This is a genomic window from Microbacterium sp. (genome assembly GCF_011620665.1).
GTDB lineage: Bacteria > Actinomycetota > Actinomycetes > Actinomycetales > Microbacteriaceae > Microbacterium.
In genome coordinates, this window is the sequence record NZ_WOYQ01000031.1 from 42,064 (window position 1) to 62,858 (window position 20,795).

Annotated in this window: 18 protein-coding genes; 17 read left to right on the top strand and 1 reads right to left on the bottom strand. The window is 66.4% G+C overall.

What is annotated here, in order from left to right; genetic code table 11:
- Positions 1 to 2: 2 nt before the first annotated feature.
- The 15 genes from QZV81_RS04565 to QZV81_RS04635 all read left to right on the top strand — a co-directional run bounded on the left by QZV81_RS04565 (position 3) and on the right by QZV81_RS04635 (position 15,805).
- On the top strand, positions 3 to 1,814 hold the full coding sequence (locus QZV81_RS04565; RefSeq protein ID WP_292833199.1) for a penicillin-binding protein 2: 1,812 nt from the start codon (positions 3 to 5) through the stop codon (positions 1,812 to 1,814).
- Positions 1,815 to 1,844: 30 nt separating this feature from the next.
- Positions 1,845 to 3,257, top strand: a complete 1,413-nt coding sequence (murF, locus tag QZV81_RS04570) for a UDP-N-acetylmuramoyl-tripeptide--D-alanyl-D-alanine ligase (RefSeq protein WP_292833202.1) — start codon at positions 1,845 to 1,847, stop codon at positions 3,255 to 3,257.
- Entirely contained in the window at positions 3,254 to 4,363 is a 1,110-nt protein-coding gene (gene mraY, locus QZV81_RS04575) for a phospho-N-acetylmuramoyl-pentapeptide-transferase (protein ID WP_292833205.1), read from the top strand. The genes murF and mraY overlap by 4 nt, the downstream gene beginning before the upstream one ends.
- Positions 4,360 to 5,907, top strand: coding sequence for a UDP-N-acetylmuramoyl-L-alanine--D-glutamate ligase (gene murD / locus QZV81_RS04580; protein WP_292833208.1), 1,548 nt, complete (start codon positions 4,360 to 4,362; stop codon positions 5,905 to 5,907). Before mraY ends, murD begins: the two co-directional genes overlap by 4 nt.
- A 7-nt stretch (positions 5,908 to 5,914) precedes the next feature.
- A complete protein-coding gene (ftsW, locus tag QZV81_RS04585) occupies positions 5,915 to 7,126 on the top strand; it encodes a putative lipid II flippase FtsW (RefSeq protein WP_292833211.1) in 1,212 nt (403 codons plus the stop codon).
- Between the two features lie 10 nt (positions 7,127 to 7,136).
- Positions 7,137 to 8,210, top strand: coding sequence for an undecaprenyldiphospho-muramoylpentapeptide beta-N-acetylglucosaminyltransferase (gene murG, locus QZV81_RS04590; protein WP_292833214.1), 1,074 nt, complete (start codon positions 7,137 to 7,139; stop codon positions 8,208 to 8,210).
- A gap of 104 nt (positions 8,211 to 8,314) precedes the next feature.
- Positions 8,315 to 9,715: a UDP-N-acetylmuramate--L-alanine ligase gene (gene murC / locus QZV81_RS04595; protein ID WP_292833216.1), complete on the top strand. Its 1,401-nt coding sequence runs from the start codon at positions 8,315 to 8,317 to the stop codon at positions 9,713 to 9,715.
- 3 nt (positions 9,716 to 9,718) lie between these two features.
- Positions 9,719 to 10,714: an FtsQ-type POTRA domain-containing protein gene (locus tag QZV81_RS04600; protein WP_292833218.1), complete on the top strand. Its 996-nt coding sequence runs from the start codon at positions 9,719 to 9,721 to the stop codon at positions 10,712 to 10,714.
- 163 nt (positions 10,715 to 10,877) lie between these two features.
- Positions 10,878 to 12,023, top strand: coding sequence for a cell division protein FtsZ (gene ftsZ / locus QZV81_RS04605; protein ID WP_292833220.1), 1,146 nt, complete (start codon positions 10,878 to 10,880; stop codon positions 12,021 to 12,023).
- Between the two features lie 25 nt (positions 12,024 to 12,048).
- The gene (locus QZV81_RS04610; protein WP_292833223.1) at positions 12,049 to 12,732 is read left to right on the top strand and encodes a YggS family pyridoxal phosphate-dependent enzyme; all 684 of its coding nucleotides are present in this window, start codon (positions 12,049 to 12,051) and stop codon (positions 12,730 to 12,732) included.
- Between the two features lie 32 nt (positions 12,733 to 12,764).
- Positions 12,765 to 13,220, top strand: a complete 456-nt coding sequence (gene sepF, locus QZV81_RS04615) for a cell division protein SepF (RefSeq protein ID WP_292833226.1) — start codon at positions 12,765 to 12,767, stop codon at positions 13,218 to 13,220.
- Entirely contained in the window at positions 13,220 to 13,522 is a 303-nt protein-coding gene (locus QZV81_RS04620) for a YggT family protein (protein ID WP_292833229.1), read from the top strand. The genes sepF and QZV81_RS04620 overlap by 1 nt, the downstream gene beginning before the upstream one ends.
- Before the next feature lie 129 nt (positions 13,523 to 13,651).
- Positions 13,652 to 14,269 (top strand): DivIVA domain-containing protein, encoded by a 618-nt coding sequence (locus QZV81_RS04625; protein WP_292833232.1) that lies wholly within the window; start codon positions 13,652 to 13,654, stop codon positions 14,267 to 14,269.
- Positions 14,270 to 14,274: 5 nt separating this feature from the next.
- Positions 14,275 to 14,883 (top strand): signal peptidase II, encoded by a 609-nt coding sequence (locus QZV81_RS04630; protein WP_292833235.1) that lies wholly within the window; start codon positions 14,275 to 14,277, stop codon positions 14,881 to 14,883.
- A 1-nt stretch (position 14,884) separates the two neighbouring features.
- Positions 14,885 to 15,805, top strand: a complete 921-nt coding sequence (locus QZV81_RS04635) for an RluA family pseudouridine synthase (RefSeq protein WP_292833238.1) — start codon at positions 14,885 to 14,887, stop codon at positions 15,803 to 15,805.
- Between the two features lie 3 nt (positions 15,806 to 15,808).
- On the opposite strand, the gene QZV81_RS04640 is transcribed toward QZV81_RS04635, so the two are convergent.
- The gene (locus QZV81_RS04640) at positions 15,809 to 16,282 is read right to left on the bottom strand and encodes an NUDIX domain-containing protein (RefSeq protein WP_292833241.1); all 474 of its coding nucleotides are present in this window, start codon (positions 16,280 to 16,282) and stop codon (positions 15,809 to 15,811) included.
- 42 nt (positions 16,283 to 16,324) lie between these two features.
- Here QZV81_RS04640 and dnaE point away from each other — a divergent pair, with 42 nt between their 5' ends.
- Both dnaE and QZV81_RS04650 read left to right on the top strand, forming a co-directional pair.
- Positions 16,325 to 19,843 (top strand): DNA polymerase III subunit alpha, encoded by a 3,519-nt coding sequence (gene dnaE / locus QZV81_RS04645; protein WP_292833244.1) that lies wholly within the window; start codon positions 16,325 to 16,327, stop codon positions 19,841 to 19,843.
- 57 nt (positions 19,844 to 19,900) lie between these two features.
- Positions 19,901 to 20,791: a hypothetical protein gene (locus QZV81_RS04650; RefSeq protein ID WP_292833247.1), complete on the top strand. Its 891-nt coding sequence runs from the start codon at positions 19,901 to 19,903 to the stop codon at positions 20,789 to 20,791.
- The last annotated feature ends 4 nt before the right edge of the window (positions 20,792 to 20,795 follow it).

Genomic DNA, 20,795 nt, shown 5'->3' on the forward strand with positions numbered 1-20,795 from the left:
ACATGACGACTCGCGCCACCCGCAGTCCGCGCCGCCGCACGGTCGTCGCGCTCGCCGTCGTCCTCGCGGTGCTGTCGGTGTTCGTCGTTCGGCTGATTGACATCCAGGTCGTCAATGCGAGCGACCATGTCCAGGACTCGCGGGACTACGCAACCGGGACGACCATCACGCTCCACGGCGGTCGAGGCGACATCATCGACACGAACGGGACGGTGCTGGCCGACAGCGCGACGCGCTACGACGTGCAGATCGACCCGGCCCTGGCGGTCAAAGGTGCACCTCAGCGCGACGCCGACGGTGCCGTCGTGACCGGCCCCGACGGGGATCCCGTGATCATCCCGTGGGCGTCGCTCGCGGCGCAGATCGCGACCATCACGGGACAATCCGCCGACGACGTGCAGAGGATCGTGGCGGACGCGCTGGCGATCGACTCCGAATCGCAGTACGCGCTGATCAAGCAGCGGGTCTCGACCGAGCACTACCGGGCCCTCGCCGATCTGAAGCTTCCCTTCCTTTCGTTCCCGCCGGATCCGACGCGCACCTACCCCGATGGAGCGGTCGCCGGCAACCTGATCGGTTTCGTGGGATCGGATGGAACCCCCCTGGAGGGGCTGGAGAGCCTGCAGAACTCGTGCCTGGCGGGCGCAGACGGGAAGTTGATATACCAGCGCGGTGCCGACGGGGTCATCATCCCGGGCACCGAGGTGGAAACCGCTGCAACGGCGGGTGGCACTCTTCGTCTCACGATCGATTCTGACCTTCAGTGGTACATGCAGCAGCTGATCACCGAGGAAACCGACCGGCTGCAGGCCAACTGGGGCGGGATCATGGTCGTCGAGGTCGATACCGGGAAGATCCGGGTCGCCGCAGAAACCGACACCGTCGATCCGAATGATCCGGGCGCATCGGACGCGGAGAGCCGTGCCTCCAAGCTGCTGCGTTACTCCTACGAGCCCGGTTCGACGTTCAAGCCGGTGACCGCGGCGACCGGAATAGACGTCGGGGTCTTGACGCCGTTCACGACGGTCTACGACCCCGACCGGATGGAGTTCCCCAACGGCGCCGTGATCAACGACGACGAGCACCACGATCCGCTGACCCTGACCCTCAACGGTGCGCTCGTGCGATCCTCGAATGTCTCCATGTCCCAATTCGGCGCGATGATCGATCCGCAGACGCGACTGGACTACTTGCAGAAGTTTGGCGTGGGGCAGGGCACCGCTCTGGATTGGTCGGGCGAGCCACAGGGCAGCTATCACGAGGTCGCGGACTGGGACAATCAGACCTACTACACGACGACCTTCGGCCAGGCGTTCACCGTGACCGTCCCGCAGGTCGCGAGCGTGTACCAGACGATCGCAAACGGCGGGGTGCGTGAACCCCTGTCCCTCGTGGAGTCGTGCACCGCCGCGGACGGCACGGTGACCACCCCGGCGCGCCCTGAACCCGTCCAGGTCATCAGGCAAGACACGGCGGCGCAGGTCGGTCAGATGCTCGAGAACGTGTTCGCGCAGGGCACGCTGGCCGACGATGTGAGGATCCCGGGGTACCGCGTCGCCGGGAAGACCGGGACTGCCCAGGTCTCGAACGGGGCTGGCGGCTACAAGGACGGTGTGTATTTCACCTCCCTCATCGGTTACGCACCCGTCGACGATCCGAAGTACGTTGTCATCACGGTCTTCGACGAGCCGCAGACGGTGCGCATGTCGTCGGCCAACCGCACGTCGTTCAAGAAGGCCATGACCCAGGTGCTCACGCACTATCGCATCATGCCGTCCGGCTCGACGACGCCGTTGCTTCCCGTGACACCATGACGCGCCTCGCCGCGTGAGAAACCAGACACCATGATCCGCATGACCCTGGCCGAGGTGGCCGCCGCCGTCGCAGGGACCTTGCACACAGCGGGGGAGGACGCCCCTGCTACCGTGGTCAGCGGTATCGTCGACACCGACTCTCGGACGATCGGCCCGGGTGACATCTTCGTCGCCAAACCGGGGGAGACGACCGACGGTCACCTTTTCGTGCCGGAGGTCGCCCGCGCGGGGGCGGCCCTCGCGATCGTCGAGCACTCGGTGGATGCTGCCATCTCCCAGATCGTGGTGCCCGATGCCGTGGCCGCCCTCGCCGACCTCGCACGTGAGGTCGTCGCCCGTGTCCGCGCCGGAGGGCAGCTGACGATCGTCGGCATCACCGGCTCCAACGGCAAGACCACCACGAAGAACCTTCTTGCCCGAATCCTCCAGGACGAGGGCGAGACCGTCGCCCCCCGCGGGTCGTACAACAACGAAGTGGGCGCACCCCTGACGATGCTCCGTGTCACGGAGGACACTCGATTCCTCGTGTCGGAGTTCGGCGCGTCCGGCCCCGGCCAGATCGCCCGGCTCGCGGGGCTGGTCACCCCGGATATCGGCGTGGTCCTGATGGTCGGCCTCGCGCACGCCGGGGGCTTCGGAGGGGTGGAAGCGACGCTGAAAGCCAAGACCGAGCTCGTCGAAGCCGTCCGCCCGGGCGGCACCGCAGTGCTCAACGCCGACGATGCGCGGGTCACGACGATGGCGGCCGTCGCGGAGGCGCGCGGTCAGTCCGTCCGCTGGTTCGGCCGGGGATCCTCTGCCGAGGTGCGTGCCGAGGACGTCGAGGTCTCGGCATCCGGGACGACCTGCACGATCGTCGTAGGAGAGGAGCGGCTGCCGTTGCGACTGCGCGTCCTCGGCGAACACCACGTGATGAATGCCCTTGCCGCGCTGACGGCGGCCCGGGAGATCGGCGTTTCGGCGACCGACGCGATCGCTCGGCTGGAGACGGTCGCGCTCGCCGAACGCTGGCGCATGCAGCCCCTGGGATCCGACCGTGTGCGCATCATCAACGATGCGTACAACGCGAGCCCGGACTCGATGGCTGCGGCGTTGCGCACGCTCGCGCAGATCGTGGAGCCCGGACAGCGCAAAGTCGCCGTGCTCGGCGCCATGAGCGAGCTAGGGGTGTACGCCGGCGAAGAGCATGACCGCGTGGGGCTGCTCGCGGTGCGACTGGGAATCGAGCGCATCGTCGTGGTCGGCCCCGAGGCTCGACGGCTCTTCATCGCGGCGATCGGCGAGGGTTCGTGGGACGGAGAGGCGGTCTTCTTCGCAACGGCCGATGAAGCGTACGACTATCTCCTGGACGAGCTTCGCGACGGTGATCGCGTGCTGGTCAAATCGTCGAACTCTGCAGGGTTGCGGCATCTCGGTGATCGTCTGGGAGAATTCTTCTCGTGAGATCACTGCTTGCCGCCGCCACGATCTCGCTCGCGTTCACGCTGTTCCTGACGCCGCTGTTCATCCGCCTCTTCGAGAAGCTGGGGTGGGGTCAGGTCATCCGCACCCCGGAAGACGCGACGAATCCGAATCACGAATCGAAGCGCGGAACACCCACGATGGGCGGCATCATCTTCATCCTGGGTGCTGTCATCGGCTACTTCGTGGGAACGCTCACGGGTGGGGCGCCGCCGACGCTCTCCGGACTCTTGGTCATCTGGATGATGATCGGGCTGGGTGCCGTCGGCTTCGTCGACGACCTCATGAAGGTGCGCCAGCAGCGCAGCCTGGGCCTCTCGGGCTGGCGAAAGGTGATCGGGCAGATCGCTGTCGCGGTGCCGTTCGGCATCGTCGCGCTGAATTTTCCGAACTCCTACGGTCAGACGCCGGCGTCGCCCTACATCTCCTTCTTCCGCGACATCCCGATGCTGTCCTTCATGGCACTGGGTGCTGTCGTCGGCTGGATCGTCTACCTCATCTGGGTGTCCTTCATGTCGGTCGCGTGGTCCAACGCCACCAACCTCACCGACGGTCTGGACGGACTGGCAACGGGCGCGGGCATCTTCACCGTGTCGGCCTACAGTCTCGTCACTTTCTGGCAGTTTCAGCAGCGGTGCCACACCAGCGAGCTGGTGGATGCGTATGTGACCGCGTGCTACCCGACCCGAGATCCCATGGACCTCACGATCGTCGCGGCCTCGTTCGTCGGCGCCCTCGTCGGATTCCTGTGGTGGAACGCGCCCAAAGCGCGGATCTTCATGGGCGACGTCGGCTCCATGGCCATCGGTGGAGTCATCGTCGCCATGGCGGTGCTCTCGCGCACCGAGATCTTGTCCGTGATCATCGCGGGCGTCTTCATCATCGGTCCGGGATCGGTCATCCTGCAGCGCTACTACTTCAAGGCGACCGGGGGCAAGCGCCTGTTCCTGATGAGTCCGTTCCACCACCATCTCGAGATGCGCGGGTGGCCTGAGATCACGATCGTGGTCCGGATGTGGATCATCGCCGGCATGCTCGCCGTCGCTGGGGTGGGCCTGTTCTACGTCGCCTGGCTCGCAGCACTGTGACGGCACGTACGGACTCCCTGAACAGTTGGCACGCTGACTGGGCGGGTCTGCGCGTCGCGGTTCTCGGGCTGTCCGTGACGGGTTTCGCGGTCGCCGACACGCTCGCCGAGCTCGGCGCGGACGTGTACGTCTTCACCGAGCGGGCAGACGAGGAGTATGAGCGGCTGCTTCCGGTCATCGGCGCTCGACAGTGGATCGGACTGCTCGACGCGGTTCCGGGTGTGCTGACAGACTTCGCACCGGAGATCGTCGTCGCGTCGCCTGGTTTCCCCCCGCACCACCCCGTGATCGCCTGGGCGCGGGAGAACGGCATCGAACTGTGGGGTGATGTCGAGCTTGCCTGGCGCGTGCGCGACAAGGTCACTCGCGGGGACGGCCGTCCCGCCGACTGGGTGCTCATCACCGGCACCAACGGCAAGACGACCACGACACGACTGACCGCGACCATGCTCGCGTCCGGTGGTCTGCGGGCGGCGCCGTGCGGCAATATCGGCATCCCGGTACTCGACGCCGTCCGTGATCCGGCCGGGTTCGACGTCTTGGTCGTGGAACTTTCCAGCCACCAGCTCTGGTACCTCTCGCAGCACAGCGGTCCGGATCCCCTCTCGCCCTTTGCAAGCGTCTGCCTCAACCTCGCCGACGACCACCTCGAGTGGCACGGATCGGCTCGCGCCTACCGCGACGCAAAGGCGTTCGTCTACCAGCACACGCGCACGGCCTGCGTTTACAACAAGTCGGATGCCGCCACCCGAGTGATGGTGGAGGAGGCGGACGTCATCGATGGATGCCGCGCCGTCGGGTTCGATCTAGGAGTTCCCGGACCCGGTGATCTCGGTGTCGTGGACGGCATCCTCGTGGACCGCGCCTTCCTGGAGGAGCGATCCACGAGCGCCCTCGAGCTGACCACGGTCGCCGAGCTCGCCGAGCGAGGGCTGGCTGCACCGCACATCGTGGCGAACGCGCTGGCCGCGGCGGCTCTCGCCCGCTCACTCGGCGTCACGCCCGAGGCGATTCGCGACGCGCTGCGTGGTTTTCACCTCGATCCGCACCGGATCGAGGTCGTCGCCGTCTCGGCCGGCATCACCTGGGTGGATGATTCGAAGGCCACCAACCCGCACGCGGCGGATTCGTCCCTGGCCGCCTATCCCGGCGCGGTGTGGATCGTCGGGGGTCTGCTGAAGGGGGTCGACATCGCCGGGTTGGTCGCCGGCCGTGGTGGCCGTGTGAAGGCCGCGATAGTGATCGGGGTCGACCGCAGCGAGATCACCGAGGCGTTCGCCCGACACGCGCCCGCGGTTCCCGTGTTCGAAGTCGACCACGCTCAGACTGAAGACATCATGGCAGAGGTCGTCGAAGTGTCGGCGGGCGTCGCGCATGCCGGAGACGTGGTCCTTCTCGCTCCGGCTGCGGCATCCTTCGATCAGTTCGAGTCCTACTCGGACCGGGGGCGGCGCTTCGCCGACGCGGTCCGCGAACGGATCGGGAGGGGGACCGGTGACCACCACGACGTCGAACCCGACCCGTCCGGCACATCCGAGGCCTGAACCGCCCGTGTCGCCACGCGGCCACGCCGCGCGCATCTCGCTCGGCCGCGTGTTCGCCCCGGTACCGAGCGAGTTCCTGCTGATCGCCTCCACGGCTCTCCTGCTCACCGGCTTCGGCCTCGTGATGGTGCTGTCAGCCACCATGGCGCGATCGGTGGCGGCGGGCGACAGCCCGTTCGAGGTGGTGCTGAAGCAGGGGATGTTCGCGATGATCGGCGTCCCGATGATGTTCGTCGCGAGCCGTTTCCCGATCTCCTTCTGGAAGAAGATCGCGTGGCCGGCACTGATCGTGACCACAATGTTCCAGCTCCTGGTCTTCGTGCCCGGGCTCGGTGTCAACGACGCCGGAAACCGCAACTGGGTCAACATCGCCGGGATGCAGATGCAGCCGTCGGAATTCATCAAGCTTTCGCTCGCCCTGTGGCTCGGGTACGTTCTGTACCGGAAGCAGACGCTGCTCGGGCTGTGGCATCACGTCTTCATTCCCGTCGTGCCGGTCGGCGGCCTTGTGATCGGCACGGTCCTCGGCGGGCATGACCTGGGTACCGCGATGATCCTGATGGCGATCCTGCTCGGGGGGCTCTTCTTCTCCGGCGTGAAGCTGCGCATCTTCGTTCTGCCCCTGCTCCTGGTGCTGGGTGTCGTCGCCGTGTTCGCCGTCACAAGCCCCAATCGCATGGCCCGCATCCTCAGCAACTTCAACGTCGACACCCTGGATTGCTACTACGCGGCCGTGGGTGACTGCTACCAGGCCGTGCACGGCGTGTGGGGTCTCGCGAACGGCGGGGTGTTCGGGCTCGGTCTCGGCAACTCGCGCGAGAAGTACGGGTGGCTGCCGGCGCAGTCCAACGACTACATCTTCGCGATTCTCGGCGAAGAACTCGGCCTGATCGGATGCCTCGTCGTGCTGGCGCTGTTCACTCTGTTCGCCGTCGGTGCGTTCCACGTCATCCGCAAGACGGACGACCCGTTCGTGCGCATCGTCGCGGGCGGCATCACGGTATGGATCATCGGCCAGGCCATCGTGAACATCGGCGTCGTTCTGCGGATCTTCCCGGTGCTGGGTGTCCCGCTGCCGTTCATGTCCCAGGGCGGCACGGCGCTGCTGTCGGTCCTCCTCGCGTGCGGAGTGCTCTTGTCCTTCGCGCGCAGCCTGCCGACGCGCACCGAACGAGCGGCGCCGGCGGCACGACCGGGACGGTCCCTCCGCGCCCGGTAGTCTCGATCCGGTGACGACTTACCTGTTGACCGGGGGCGGAACCGCTGGCCATGTCAACCCTCTGCTCGCTGTCGCCGACGCCCTCCGGGCGCGTGACGTCGAGGCATCCGTCCTCGTGCTGGGTACCCGGGAGGGGTTGGAGACCAGGCTCGTCCCCGACCGCGGTTACGAGCTCCTCTTCGTCGACAGGGTTCCCTTCCCTCGTCGCCCGAACGGGGCTGCAGCCCGATTCCCAGTGCGGTTCCCGCGTGCGATCGCGCAGGTACGCACGCACATCCGCACGCGCGCGGTCGATGTCGTCGTCGGGTTCGGCGGGTATGCGTCGGCTCCCGCCTACCTCGCGGCCCGCCGTGAGGGCGTGCCGTACGTCGTCCACGAGGCCAACGCCAAGCCCGGGCTCGCGAACGTCCTCGGTGCACGCGCAGCGTCCGGCGTCGGCGTCGTGTTCGAGGGCACGCCGATCCGCGGCGGACGCGTCGTCGGCATGCCGCTGCGGCGCGAGATCGTCGATCTCGATCGCGATGAACGGCGTGCGGAGGCCGCCGACGCGTTCGGACTCGATCCTTCCCGACCCGTTCTGCTGGTCTTCGGAGGATCGCTCGGGGCGCGACGACTCAACGGCACGCTGGCCGAGGCGTGGCGCGACATCGTGGGCGCGGGCTGGCAGATTCTGCACGCGACGGGAGAGCGCAATGACGCGGTCGACCCCGGGCAGCCGGACTATCGCATCGTGTCGTATCTGGACCGCATGGAGCTGGCCTTCGCACTGGCCGACGTGATCGTGTCGCGGTCGGGTGCGGCCACCGTCGCCGAGGTCAGTGCGCTCGGGATCCCCGCTGTCTATGTGCCCTACCCGGTGGGCAACGGTGAGCAGGCGCTGAACGCCGCGTCCGCCCTCCGCGCGGGTGCCGCGCGAATCATCCCCGACGCGGACTTCACTCCCGTCCGCGTGCGGAGCGAGGTGGTCCCGCTGCTGCAGGATGCCGCTGCACTCGCCGCTATGCGCGCGGCTGCCGCGACGATCGGCACGCGCTCCGGCACCGCGAACCTCATCGAGATGATCGACGCAGCGCTCGTCCGCTGACGGAGCGGAGGTTCTAGCCGCGTTCGCGATCGGACGAGATCATGCGTTCACCGTGGGCGCGCCCTCGGTCGCGCCCACGGTGGCCGACTTAGACTTGACGGGTCATGATTCGACCCGACCTCACCCTCCCGATACCCGCGGATATCACTGCCGCCCATTTCATCGGCATCGGGGGATCGGGCATGTCGGGACTGGCCGGCATGTTCCTGGACCGCGGCATCCGCGTGTCAGGATCGGACCGTGCCGACAGCGCTGCTCTTCGGGCACTCGCCGTGCGCGGCGCGAGCGTGCATGTGGGCCACGACGCGTCGAATCTGCCCGATGGCGTCGACGCCGTGATCCACACCGGTGCGATCTGGCCGGACAACCCCGAATTCGTCCTCGCGAGAGAGCGAGGACTGCCCGTCATCCATCGCTCGCAGGCCCTGCACTGGCTCATCGGCGGCCGCCGGCTCGTGTCGGTCGCCGGCGCGCACGGAAAGACGACCTCGACCGGAATGATCGTCACGGCGCTGCGCGCGCTCGAGGCAGATCCGACCTTCGTCAGCGGCGGTGTCATCGCCGACCTCGGCATCTCGAGCGGTACCGGCGCCGATGACCTCTTCGTCATCGAGGCGGACGAATCCGATGGCACTTTTCTGCTCTACGACACCTCGATCGCCCTCATCACCAACGTCGATCCCGATCACCTCGACCACTGGGAATCGCGCGACGCTTTCTACGCGGGCTTCGTGCGCTTCGGCAACGCGGCCCGCGAGGCGGTCGTGATCTCATCCGACGATTCCGGGGCCCGGCGCGTGGCCGCGGCGCTCGCGCATCGCACGGTCATCACGTTCGGCACGGATGACGGTGCGGATGTCCGAGTGGGCGACATCGTCACCGAGGGTTCGGTGCGCTTCACGCTCACTCACGCCGGAGTCACCGTCGACGGCGCGCTGGTGCTCCCGGGAGCCCACAATGCGATCAACGCCGCGGGTGCCGTCGCGGTGCTGCTCACCCTCGGCTACCGGCTCGAGCCCGCTCTGCGGGCAGTGGAAGGCTTCGGCGGCACGGTGCGCCGCTTCGAACTCCACGGCATCGCGCGCGGAGTGAGCGTGTACGACGACTACGCGCACCACCCGACTGAGGTCGCCGCGGCGCTCGACGCGGCGCGCAGCGTCGTCGGACCGGGCCGCTTGATCGCCCTTCACCAGCCGCACACCTACTCCCGCACGCAGGAGATGTACCGTGAGTTCGCCGAGGTCCTCGAATCGCGAGCCGATCACACTGTGGTTCTCGACGTGTACGGCGCGCGCGAAGACCCCGTTCCGGGTGTGACGGGTGCGCTGGTCAGCGGGGCATTCGTGGACCCCGAGAAGGTTCATTTCGTCGCCGACTGGGATGATGCGGCCGCGTATGCGGCGTCGGTTGCGCGCGCCGGTGACTTCATCATCACCCTCGGCTGCGGCAACGTGCACCTCATCATTCCGCAGGTACTGCAGGCCCTGTCCGCTGCGGAAGGCTAGCCTGTGCAACGGCCTGCACCGCTGTCGGCATCCACACCCGCGTCTCGTCCGGAGTTCGTCGGGGAAGAGATCGGTGTCACGCCGATCGGTCGCCCCGAGACATCGATCGCCGGCTCGACGATCGACCCGTCTCAGGCCGCCCCGATCGCGTCGCTCCGGAACGACGGTCGGGATGCCGCTGACGGGTCGGAGTTCTTCTCCCCCACGCCCGAGGCCACGACGGACGCTGACGCCGAGATCGGTGCCCGCGCGGTCTGGGCGGCAGCCCGGGCGCGCCGCCGGGCGTTGCGCGCAGAGGTGCGTCGCTTCACGGGCCGTCAACGGCGCCGGCGGATGCTCTGGATCACGGTCGCCGGCGCGTTCGTCCTGCTCGTCCTCGGCACGCTGGGCGCCGCGTACAGCCCGCTGTTCGCTGTTCAGCGGGTGCAGGTCGTGGGTACGACGACGTTGGAGGCCGGAGCGCTCGAGTCGGCGCTTTCCGACCTGATCGGGGTTCCGTTGCCGCTCGTGGATTCGTCTGCGGTGAAAGCCGTTCTCGTGCAGTTTCCCCTCGTGGAGACCTACACGCTTGAGGCACGCCCGCCGAACGGCCTCGTCGTCCGGATCGTCGAGCGCACACCGATCGGCACCATCCGCTCCGCCTCCGGCTACACGCTGGTCGATGCGGCTGGTGTCGCACTGTCCACGACGGCGGAACCGCCCGCCGGCCACCCGGCGATCGAGGTCACCGGGGGAATCGGGACTCCCGCGTTCGCAGCCGTCGGTACCGTCTTCCGTGCGCTGCCGGACAGCATCCGCACGCAGGTGACGGGGATCACCGCGACGACGGCCAACGACGTGACGCTCGCACTCGGCGGTTCCGGGACGTCGGTCGTCTGGGGCAACGCCGACGACTCGGAGTACAAGGCGATCGCGCTCGAGACGATCATGACCGCTCGTCCGCCCGGCGCCGTGTACAGCTATGACGTGTCCTCACCCGACGCCGTCGTCGTCCGCTGAGCGAACGACGAAGCCTTTCTGCGCGACACGCCCGCGGCCTCGGCTGGTGCGTGCGTCCGGCCGCATACCTTCAACTCAGGGAATTGCATACTCGGCAATTTTTTAAACCTCAACTAGAGGGTAAGGGTTTACGGACAATCGTTCGGGACACGAAGGAGCCGGCATGAGCCAGAACCAGAACTACCTCGCGGTGATCAAGGTCGTGGGTGTAGGCGGCGGTGGCGTGAACGCCGTCAATCGGATGATCGACCTGGGACTGCGGGGGGTGGAGTTCATCGCCGTCAACACGGACGCGCAGGCTCTCCTGATGAGTGACGCGGATGTCAAGCTCGACGTCGGCCGCGAACTCACGCGCGGTCTCGGTGCCGGAGCCGACCCCGAGGTGGGCCGCCGCGCGGCGGAGGACCACGCAGAGGAGATCGAGGAGGCGCTCGCGGGTGCTGACATGGTCTTCGTCACAGCCGGTGAGGGAGGCGGAACGGGCACCGGCGGCGCTCCCGTCGTCGCTCGGATCGCCAAGTCGATCGGCGCGCTCACGATCGGTGTCGTCACGAAGCCGTTCTCCTTCGAGGGCCGTCGCCGGCAGGGCCAGGCCGAGGCCGGTGTCGACAAACTCAAAGAAGAGGTCGACACCCTCATCGTCGTGCCCAACGATCGCCTTCTTGAGATCAGCGACCGCGGCATCTCGATGATCGAGGCGTTCGCGACGGCCGATCAGGTGCTCCTCGCCGGTGTTCAGGGCATTACGGACCTGATCACGACCCCCGGCCTCATCAACCTCGACTTCGCTGATGTGAAGTCGGTCATGCAGGGCGCCGGATCGGCGCTCATGGGCATCGGCTCGGCACGCGGCGCCGACCGGGCGATCAAGGCCGCCGAGCTCGCGGTCGAGTCCCCGCTGCTGGAAGCGTCGATCGAGGGCGCTCATGGCGTCCTTCTGTCCATTCAGGGAGGGTCCAACCTCGGCATCTTCGAGATCAACGATGCCGCTCAGCTCGTCAAGGAAGCGGCCCACCCCGAGGCCAACATCATCTTCGGAACCGTCATCGACGACACTCTGGGGGATGAGGTGCGCGTCACCGTCATCGCGGCTGGGTTCGACGGGGGCGAGCCGCTCACGCGCATCGAGCCGATCACCGCGCAGCGCACGGTGACTCCGCCGATCCTCCCGCAGGTGTCGGCAGACGACGCCGCGCGCGAGACCCCGGCCGCCGAAGGGAAGCAGCCGGTCTCGGTCGCGGCGTCGACCGAGCCATACGACTCGGTCCTCGGGGATGATGATCTGGACATCCCCGACTTCCTGAAATAGGCGTTCGACGGCTTCGGGACTCACGGTGGATCTGCGGTCGCGCCTCTCCGCTCTCGATGCGCGCGTCGTGGACGCGGCGCGTTCGGCGGGTCGCGACCCTTCAGAGCTGACCCGCATCGTCGTCACCAAATTCCACCCGCCGGAGCTCATCACCCGGTTGTGCGAATACGGTGTCCATGACGTCGGCGAGAGCAGGCAGCAGGAGCTCACGGCGAAGCGGGGCGAGCTTGCGGCTCTGGACGGAGTGCGGTGGCACTTCATCGGCCAGGTGCAGACCAAGAAGGCACGCGCAATCCGGGCGGCATCCGACTGCGTCCATTCGGTCGACCGCGATCGACTCGCCGATGCCCTGCACGCTGCCGACCCTGATGGCGCGCGGCTCGACGTCTTCCTGCAGGTGAACCTCACCGATGACCCGAGTCGCGGGGGAGCGGCCCCTGGCGATGTCGCCGGACTCGCCGAGCACGTTGCCGCCTCTTGTCCCTCGCTCCGCGTCCGCGGCGTCATGGCCGTCGCACCGTTGGGATCCGAGCCCGCCGAGGCATTCGGCCGGCTCGCGGGCGCGGGCGCGCTCGTCCGCCGGATCGTCCCAGACGCGACCTGGATGTCGGCGGGCATGTCAGGAGATTTCGCCGAAGCGATCGCGGCGGGCGCGACACACCTGCGGATCGGCACGGCAATCACCGGTCCGCGGCCCGCGCGCGATTAGCCTCAGAGCAGACGAGCAAACGGAGGATGCTGATGTCGAACCCGCTCAAGAAGACCATGGTGTACCTGGGCCTCGCCGACGAAGAAGAGGCCTATGAGCAGACGGCTGCAGAGGCATCCTCGCGCCGCGAGCGTCCGGTCGAGAAGGCCGCTCCCGTGACTCCTCTGCACCGCCCGACCGTCGTGCGTCAGCCGACGTCCGGCACGGTCAGCGAGATCCTCACGGTGCACCCCAAACAGTATCGCGACGCGCAGATCATCGCCGAGAACTTTCGCGAAGGCATCCCGGTGATCATCAACCTGTCGCAGATGAGCGATGCAGATGCGCGGCGTCTGATCGACTTCGCCAGTGGACTGTCGCTCGGGCTGTACGGCCGCATAGAGCGGGTTACCAGCAAGGTCTTCCTGCTCACGCCCGAGAACATCGCCGTGTCCGGTGATGGCACGCTTGCGCAGGCCGACTCCGAGACCGCAGCCTTCTCCGCATAGTGGAGATCGTGCGCGCGGCGGCCGGGGTTGCCGACGTCCTTCTCCTGCTCTATATCCTCATGCTGCTCGCGCGGCTGATCCTCGAGTACATCCCGATGTTCAACCGTGAGTGGCGCCCGCGCGGCATAGGTCTCGTGCTGGCAGAGGCGGTCTTCACGGTCACCGATCCGCCGTTGCGGTTCTTCCGACGCCTGCTCCCGCCGTTGCGCATGGGCCCCATCGCTCTGGACCTGGGATTTCCCGTCACGATGCTCACCTGCTTCGTGGCGCTGACGATCGTTCGCGTGGTCGAGCGCCTCTGAGGCGTTTCTCGCACCAAACGATACGGCCAGCTATGCTGAAGTTCGTACGGTGTTCAGTTCGCACGGCATGCTGTAGGACACGCCGCGACGACCAGACCCGCGTAGTGAGCCCCCGAAAGAGGTAACACCATGGCTTTGACCCCAGAAGACGTCGTCACCAAACAGTTCCAGCACGTTCGCTTCAAGGAGGGCTTCGATCCGGATGAGGTCGACGACTTCCTCGATGAGATCGTGGTCGAGTGGCGGAAGACGATTGCCGAGAACGATGAACTGAAGGCGAAGCTCGCCGCGTACGAATCGGGCGACGCGCCCGCACAGGTCGCGCTCGCTCTCGTCGACGAAGTGGTCGTTGAGGAAGAATCGGCGCCGATCTCTGCGATCGTCGCGGAGGTTCCCGTGGCCGCGGAAGAGCCGGCCCTGGTGGCAGGGGGCGGTGGTGCCTCCGCTTCGGCCGGCATTCTCGAACTCGCGCAGCGTCTGCACGATGAGCACGTCGCCGAGGGTCTGGCCCAGCGTGACAGGCTCATCTCCGAGGCCGAGATCCAGGCGCACGCGATCGTCTCTGAGGCCAAGGCGAAGGGACGCGACGAGCTCGCCCGTCTCGAGGCCGACCGCGCGACGCTCGAGACCCGCATCAGCGAGCTGCGCCAGTTCGAGAGCGACTACCGCAACCAGCTCCGCGGATTCATCGAGGAGAAGCTCCGCGATCTCGACGTCACCGGCGCGACCTCGACCGTCAGCCGCTGAAGGCTTTGACGGGCGGAATACCTCCGCGCGCGGCGGCGGCCGGCATCCTCACGGCGATTCCCGCCGTTCTGGTGCTGGCCGCCGATCAGTTCACGAAGGCCCTCGCGCTCGAGAACCTTCCGTATCAGCAGCAGGTCCCGGTCATCGGGGATCTCCTCCAGTTCTACCTGACGGGCAATCCGGGCGCGGCATTCTCCCTCGGTGAAGAAGTCACGTGGATCTTCACGATCATTCTGGCTTTCGCCGCCGGGCTGATCATCTTCCTGGCCGCGACCCGTGTGCGTTCACGGTGGTGGGCGGTGGTGCTCGGGCTGCTCCTCGGCGGCATCCTGGGAAACCTGACCGACAGAGTGGTGCGCGAGCCGGGCTTCGCGGTTGGACACGTGGTCGACTTCATCTACACGCCGTGGATGATGCCGGCCATCTACAACGTCGCCGACATTTTCATCGTCACGATGATGATCATCGTTGCGATTCTCATCCTCTTCGGATTTCACCTGGACGGGACACGCGAGATCCGCGCCGCTGAGGGTCCTGACTCAGCTCCGGCGACGCACGACCACGCATCGCAGGCGGGCGCAGCCGATTCGTCCGGCAGCCAGGTGGACGACTGACGTGGGGGTTCGCACCCTTCCGGTTCCTGATGGTCTGGACGGATTGCGCGTCGACGTCGCGCTGGCGAAGATGCTGGGCTTCTCACGCACATTCGCCGCGGACGTCATCGACGGGGGAGGCGCGCGTCTGGACGGCCGGGTCCTCGGCAAATCCGACCGCGTGCACGGCGGCGGCTGGCTTGAGGTGGAATGGCAGGACAAGCGCGCGCCGGAGATCATCCCGATCGCGGTCGCCGACCTCGGCATCGTCCACGATGACGAGGACGTCGTCGTCGTCGACAAGCCGGCCGGCGTGGCGGCGCATCCGTCCCTCGGATGGGAGGGGCCGACGGTTCTCGGTGCTCTGGCGGCCGCGGGGTTCCGCGTCGCGACGTCTGGTGCCGCCGAGCGGCAGGGCGTCGTGCACCGCCTCGACGTGGGCACGAGCGGCCTGATGGTCGTGGCGAAAACCGAGCGTGCGTACACCGCGCTCAAGCGGGCGTTCAAAGAGCGTGAAGTCGAGAAGATCTACCACGCCGTCGTGCAAGGGCATCCGGACCCGCTCGCGGGCACCATCGATGCGCCGATCGGACGGCATCCGTCCCACTCCTGGAAGTTCGCCGTCATCCCTCACGGCAAGGACTCCGTGACTCACTACAAGACACTCGAGGCGTTTCCGCGCGCAGCACTACTGGAGGTACACCTCGAGACGGGGCGTACCCACCAGATCCGCGTACACATGGCCGCACACCGGCATCCCTGTGTCGGTGACCCGCTCTACGGCAGCGATCCGACCCTCTCGGCGCAACTCGGCCTCACTCGCCAGTGGTTGCACGCTCGGGAACTCTCGTTCGCACACCCCGCGACGCATGAGTGGGTCACCTTCGGTTCGGAGTATCCCGCCGACCTCGCGCGTGCTCTCGAGATTCTCCGCGCCGATTGAGACTCAGCGGCCACCCGCGAAGACGGCAGGATCATCGTGGGGCAGAGCGAGGGCGATCTTGCGCAGGTGGAACCGGTCGACGTCGACCAGTTCGCCCAGTCCGTACCAGCCGACCTCGGTGAGCTCACCGTCGGCCGGGTGTGGCGCGCCCGAGACCCAATCGCAGCGGAAGACGATGTCGAGGTAGTCGGCCTGATCGCCGTTCGCGTAGGTAACTCGAGGCGTCTGCTGCAGGATCGCTAGGCGGGTCGCTTTCACGACCACGCCGGCCTCCTCGAGGCACTCACGCACAGCGGCATCGGCGGGCTCTTCGCCCGGATCGACGATGCCCGATACGCACTGCCAGGAGCCGTTGTCGGCACGCTTGCCGAGCAGTACCTTCTCGTCTTTGAAGACCACAGCCGTGACTCCGACCAGGGGGAGCGGTGCGTGCCCGATCTTCTCACGGATCGACACGACGAATGGGGGAGTCGCCATACGCTCAGACTAGGCGTCGGACCGTCGACATAGACTCGTCGGGTGGCATCCGACTCCTTCGTTCACCTGCACGCGCACACCGAGTACTCGATGCTCGACGGGGCCGCCCGCATCGGCGCGATGGTCCAGGAGGCCGTTCGGTTGGAGATGCCTGCGATCGCGGTCACCGACCACGGCAACACTTTCGCGGCCTTTGAGTTCTATCACGCGGCGAAAAAAGCTGGGATCAGACCGATCATCGGAATCGAGGCCTACGTCACCCCGGGCACGCATCGCTCGGACCGTTCACGCGTGCGCTGGGGAAGACCCGATCAGACTGACGACGATGTCTCGGGGTCGGGTGCCTACACTCACATGACGCTGCTGAGTGAGACCACCGAGGGCATGCACAACCTCTTCCGGCTGAGCTCGAAGGCGTCGATCGAGGGCTACTACTTCAAGCCGCGTATGGACCGCGAACTGCTTCAGACCCATCGGAACGGCCTCATCGCCACGACCGGCTGTCCGTCCGGCGAGGTGCAGACTCGGCTCCGGCTGGGCCAGTACGACGCCGCGCGCTCGGCCGCGGCGGAGTTCCAGGACATCTTCGGCAGGGACAACTACTTCGCCGAGATCATGGACCACGGTCTGTCGATCGAGCGCCGTGTCATGGGCGATCTGCTCAAGATCGCGAAAGACCTCTCCATCCCTCTCGTCGGCACCAACGACCTGCACTACACGCATCAGCACGACGCCACGAGTCACGCCGCACTCTTGTGCGTGCAGTCCGGTTCGACCCTTGACGATCCCAAGCGATTCAAGTTCGACGGCGACGGCTACTACGTCAAGTCCTCGGCCGAGATGCGTCAGATCTTCCGTGACAACCCCGAAGCATGCGACTCGACGCTGCTCATCGCCGAGCGATGCAATGTCGAGTTCAACGAGTCAGCCAACTACATGCCTCGCTACCCGGTGCCGGCGGGCGAGACGGAAGAGAGCTGGTTCATCAAGGAAGTCGAGAAGGGGCTCGAATACCGCTATCCCCACGGCGTGCCCGCGCACGTGCGCGCCCAGGCCGAGTATGAGACGCGTGTCATCGTCCAGATGGGCTTCCCCGGGTACTTCCTCGTGGTTGCTGATTTCATCAACTGGGCCAAGGACCATGGCATCCGCGTCGGCCCCGGACGCGGATCAGGCGCCGGTTCGATGGCCGCCTACGCGATGCGGATCACTGATCTCGATCCACTGCGGCACGGCCTGATCTTCGAGCGATTCCTCAACCCTGACCGCGTCTCGATGCCCGACTTCGACGTCGACTTCGACGATCGACGTCGCGGTGAGGTCATTCAGTACGTCACGGAGAAGTACGGCGACGAGCGCGTCGCCCAGATCGTCACCTTCGGCACGATCAAGGCCAAGCAGGCGCTGAAGGATGCGGGACGGGTCCTCGGTTTTCCGTTCAGCATGGGCGAGAGGCTCACGAAGGCAATGCCTCCCGCCGTCATGGGCAAGGACATGCCGTTGGAGGGCATGTTCGATCCGGCGCACGAGCGCTTCAAAGAGGCTGGCGAGTTCCGGGCGCTGATCGAGACGGATGCCGAGGCCAGGACTGTCTTCGACACCGCCGTCGGCCTGGAGAACCTGAAGCGGCAGTGGGGCGTGCACGCCGCCGGCGTCATCATGTCGAGTGAGCCGCTCATCGACATCATCCCGATCATGAAGCGTGAGCAGGACGGACAGATCGTCACGCAGTTCGACTACCCGTCCTGCGAGGCGCTCGGTCTCATCAAGATGGACTTCCTGGGTCTGCGCAACCTCACGATCATCGACGATGCACTGGACAACATCGCCGCGAACCGCGGCGAGCGGGTCGTGCTCGAGGATCTGACGCTCGACGACCCGGCGGCCTACGACCTGCTGGCACGCGGCGACACCCTCGGTGTGTTCCAGCTCGACGGCGGGCCGATGCGGTCACTTCTGCGGTTGCTCAAGCCCGACAACTTCGAAGACATCTCGGCGGTCATTGCGCTCTACCGGCCTGGCCCGATGGGCGCGAACTCCCACACCAACTACGCACTCCGCAAGAATGGTCTGCAAGAGATCACCCCGATCCACGAAGAGTTCGAGGAGTCGCTCGCCGAGATCCTCAGCACCAGCTACGGCCTGATCATCTATCAGGAGCAGGTGATGGCGATCGCGCAGAAGGTCGCCGGGTTCAGCCTCGGCCAGGCCGACATCCTGCGCCGCGCGATGAGCAAGAAGAAGAAGGAAGAGCTCGACAAGCAGTTCGCGGGCTTCGAAGCGGGCATGCACGCGAACGGCTACTCGGCGGCAGCGGTGCAGACGCTCTGGGAGATCCTGATTCCGTTCTCCGACTACGCCTTCAACAAGGCCCACTCGGCGGCGTACGGCCTGGTGTCGTACTGGACGGCATACCTGAAGGCGCATTATCCCGCCGAGTACATGGCGGCATTGCTGACGAGCGTCGGCGACGCGAAGGACAAGCTGGCCGTCTATCTCAACGAATGCCGTCGCATGGGAATTCGGGTGCTGCCGCCGGACGTGCGAGAGTCGATCCGCTATTTCGCGGCGATCGGCGAGGACATCCGGTTCGGTCTCGGTGCCGTCCGCAACGTCGGCGCCAACGTCGTCGACGGGATCGTCGCCGCGCGAGCCGATGACGGCTTCACGAGCTTCCATGACTTCCTCACCAAGGTGCCGCTGCATGTCGCCAACAAGCGAACGATCGAGTCGCTCATCAAGGCGGGCGCGTTCGATTCGCTCGGGTCGACCCGGCGTGCGTTGATGGAGATTCACGAGGATGCCACCGAGGCGGCTGTCGAGACCAAGCGCAAGGCGTCCACCGGCGCGATCGGATTCGATTTCGACAGCCTTTACTACGAGGCTGAGGAGATCGTTCCGGCCAAGGTCCCCGCACGTCCGGAGTGGACCAAGAAGGACAAATTGGCGTTCGAGCGTGAGATGCTCGGACTTTACGTGTCCGATCATCCGCTTGCAGGACTTGAGATCTCGCTCGCCAAACACGCGTCGACCTCGATCCATGATCTTTTGGCCTCCGAAGAGGTCGACGACGGTGATCAGGTCACGATCGCGGGGCTCGTCACGAGCGTGCAGCACCGGGTCGCGAAGCAGAGCGGCAACCCGTACGGAATGATCACGGTCGAAGACTTCGACGGCGAGGTCACCGTGATGTTCATGGGCAAGACCTACACGGAGTACCAATCGATCCTCATTGCCGATTCGATCCTGGTCGTACGGGGCCGCGTGTCGCGCCGCGACGACGGTCTGAATCTGCACGGCCAGATGGCCTTTTCACCCGATCTCGGTACGACGGATGACGCGGCCCCGTTGGTCCTGGTGATGCCGGAGCATCGGGCGTCTGAGTCGACCATCGGTCAGCTTGCGGATGTCTTCGCGCGCCACCCGGGCGAGACGGAGATCACGATGAAACTACACAAGGGGGGAGTGTCGAAGGTGTTCGATCTGCCCACGCGCGTCGGTGTCACGGTCGACCTCTACGGTGAATTGAAGGGGCTTCTCGGTCCGCACTGTCTCGGATGAATCATCGTGTTGCCGAGTAGGATCGCTCTCGACCGCGTGCCGGAAGGATCAACCAGCGTGAGTGACGAGAAGACCAGCCCAGACCAGCCCCAGGCCGATGACCCGGATGTCGCCGCTCTCGATGCCGTTCCGCCGCAGTACGGCGTGGGACCGTTCTCGATCCGCGAGGTGGCCTTGGGCGCCGTGTGGCTGCTCGCATTCATCCTTTCCTTCTTCCCGGTGTACGGCTACATGCGTAGCGGCGTCTCAGTGTGGAACGGCATCGATTGGGTTCTCACGATCGGTGTGCCCACTGCGGCGGTGTTCCTCATCGGACTGCGTCGGCTGTCGCCGCAGGGCATCCGCCGCGTCGGCTCGCTCGGGATCGACCAGTTCGCGTCCGTGGCGTTCTCGGTCTCGACGGTGGTGTGGCTGGGCATCCTCTGGAGCTCCTTCGTCACTCTCGCCGATTCACGCATCTTCTACGCCACCTGGGTGGCCTGGGTGGAGTTCATCCTCATGCTCGCCGGTGTCTTCCTGACGGTGCTCGCGCCGCTGTTCCCGACGATCGGTGATGACTTCCGCCATCGTCCCGAGATCCCGGCACACCGATCCGCCAGCCCCGCACGGCCTGTCGTCCCGCGACCGGCCGAAATGCGCCCGCCTGGCGCCGCCACGCCGACCCAGCAGCTCGGCGGCACGGCGTCTCCGCAGGCGGCGGAGCAGACGAGCGCGTTCGATGTGGCGATCGAAGATGACTCTCCCGCCGCCGCGCAGGCCACGCAGGCGTTCTGGGCACTGGTGCCCGTCGAGCGCGACGTCGTCGATGAGCTCGGCACGACTCTGTTCACGATCGACTCGACAGCCTGGGCGCTCGTGATCGAGGACCGTGGCGACAGCTTCGTCGTCCGCCACGAGGATGGCCGAGTCGGATACTTGCGAGACGTCTCCGGCGTCACCCGCGGGTGACCTC

Coding starts and splice junctions, on each gene's coding strand:
- murC (WP_292833216.1), top strand. CDS start 8,315: ATGATTCGACCCGACCTCACCCTCCCGATACCCGCGGATATCACTGCC.
- sepF (WP_292833226.1), top strand. CDS start 12,765: ATGTCGAACCCGCTCAAGAAGACCATGGTGTACCTGGGCCTCGCCGAC.
- ftsZ (WP_292833220.1), top strand. CDS start 10,878: ATGAGCCAGAACCAGAACTACCTCGCGGTGATCAAGGTCGTGGGTGTA.
- QZV81_RS04640 (WP_292833241.1), bottom strand. CDS start 16,282: ATGGCGACTCCCCCATTCGTCGTGTCGATCCGTGAGAAGATCGGGCAC.
- QZV81_RS04625 (WP_292833232.1), top strand. CDS start 13,652: ATGGCTTTGACCCCAGAAGACGTCGTCACCAAACAGTTCCAGCACGTT.
- murF (WP_292833202.1), top strand. CDS start 1,845: ATGATCCGCATGACCCTGGCCGAGGTGGCCGCCGCCGTCGCAGGGACC.
- QZV81_RS04565 (WP_292833199.1), top strand. CDS start 3: ATGACGACTCGCGCCACCCGCAGTCCGCGCCGCCGCACGGTCGTCGCG.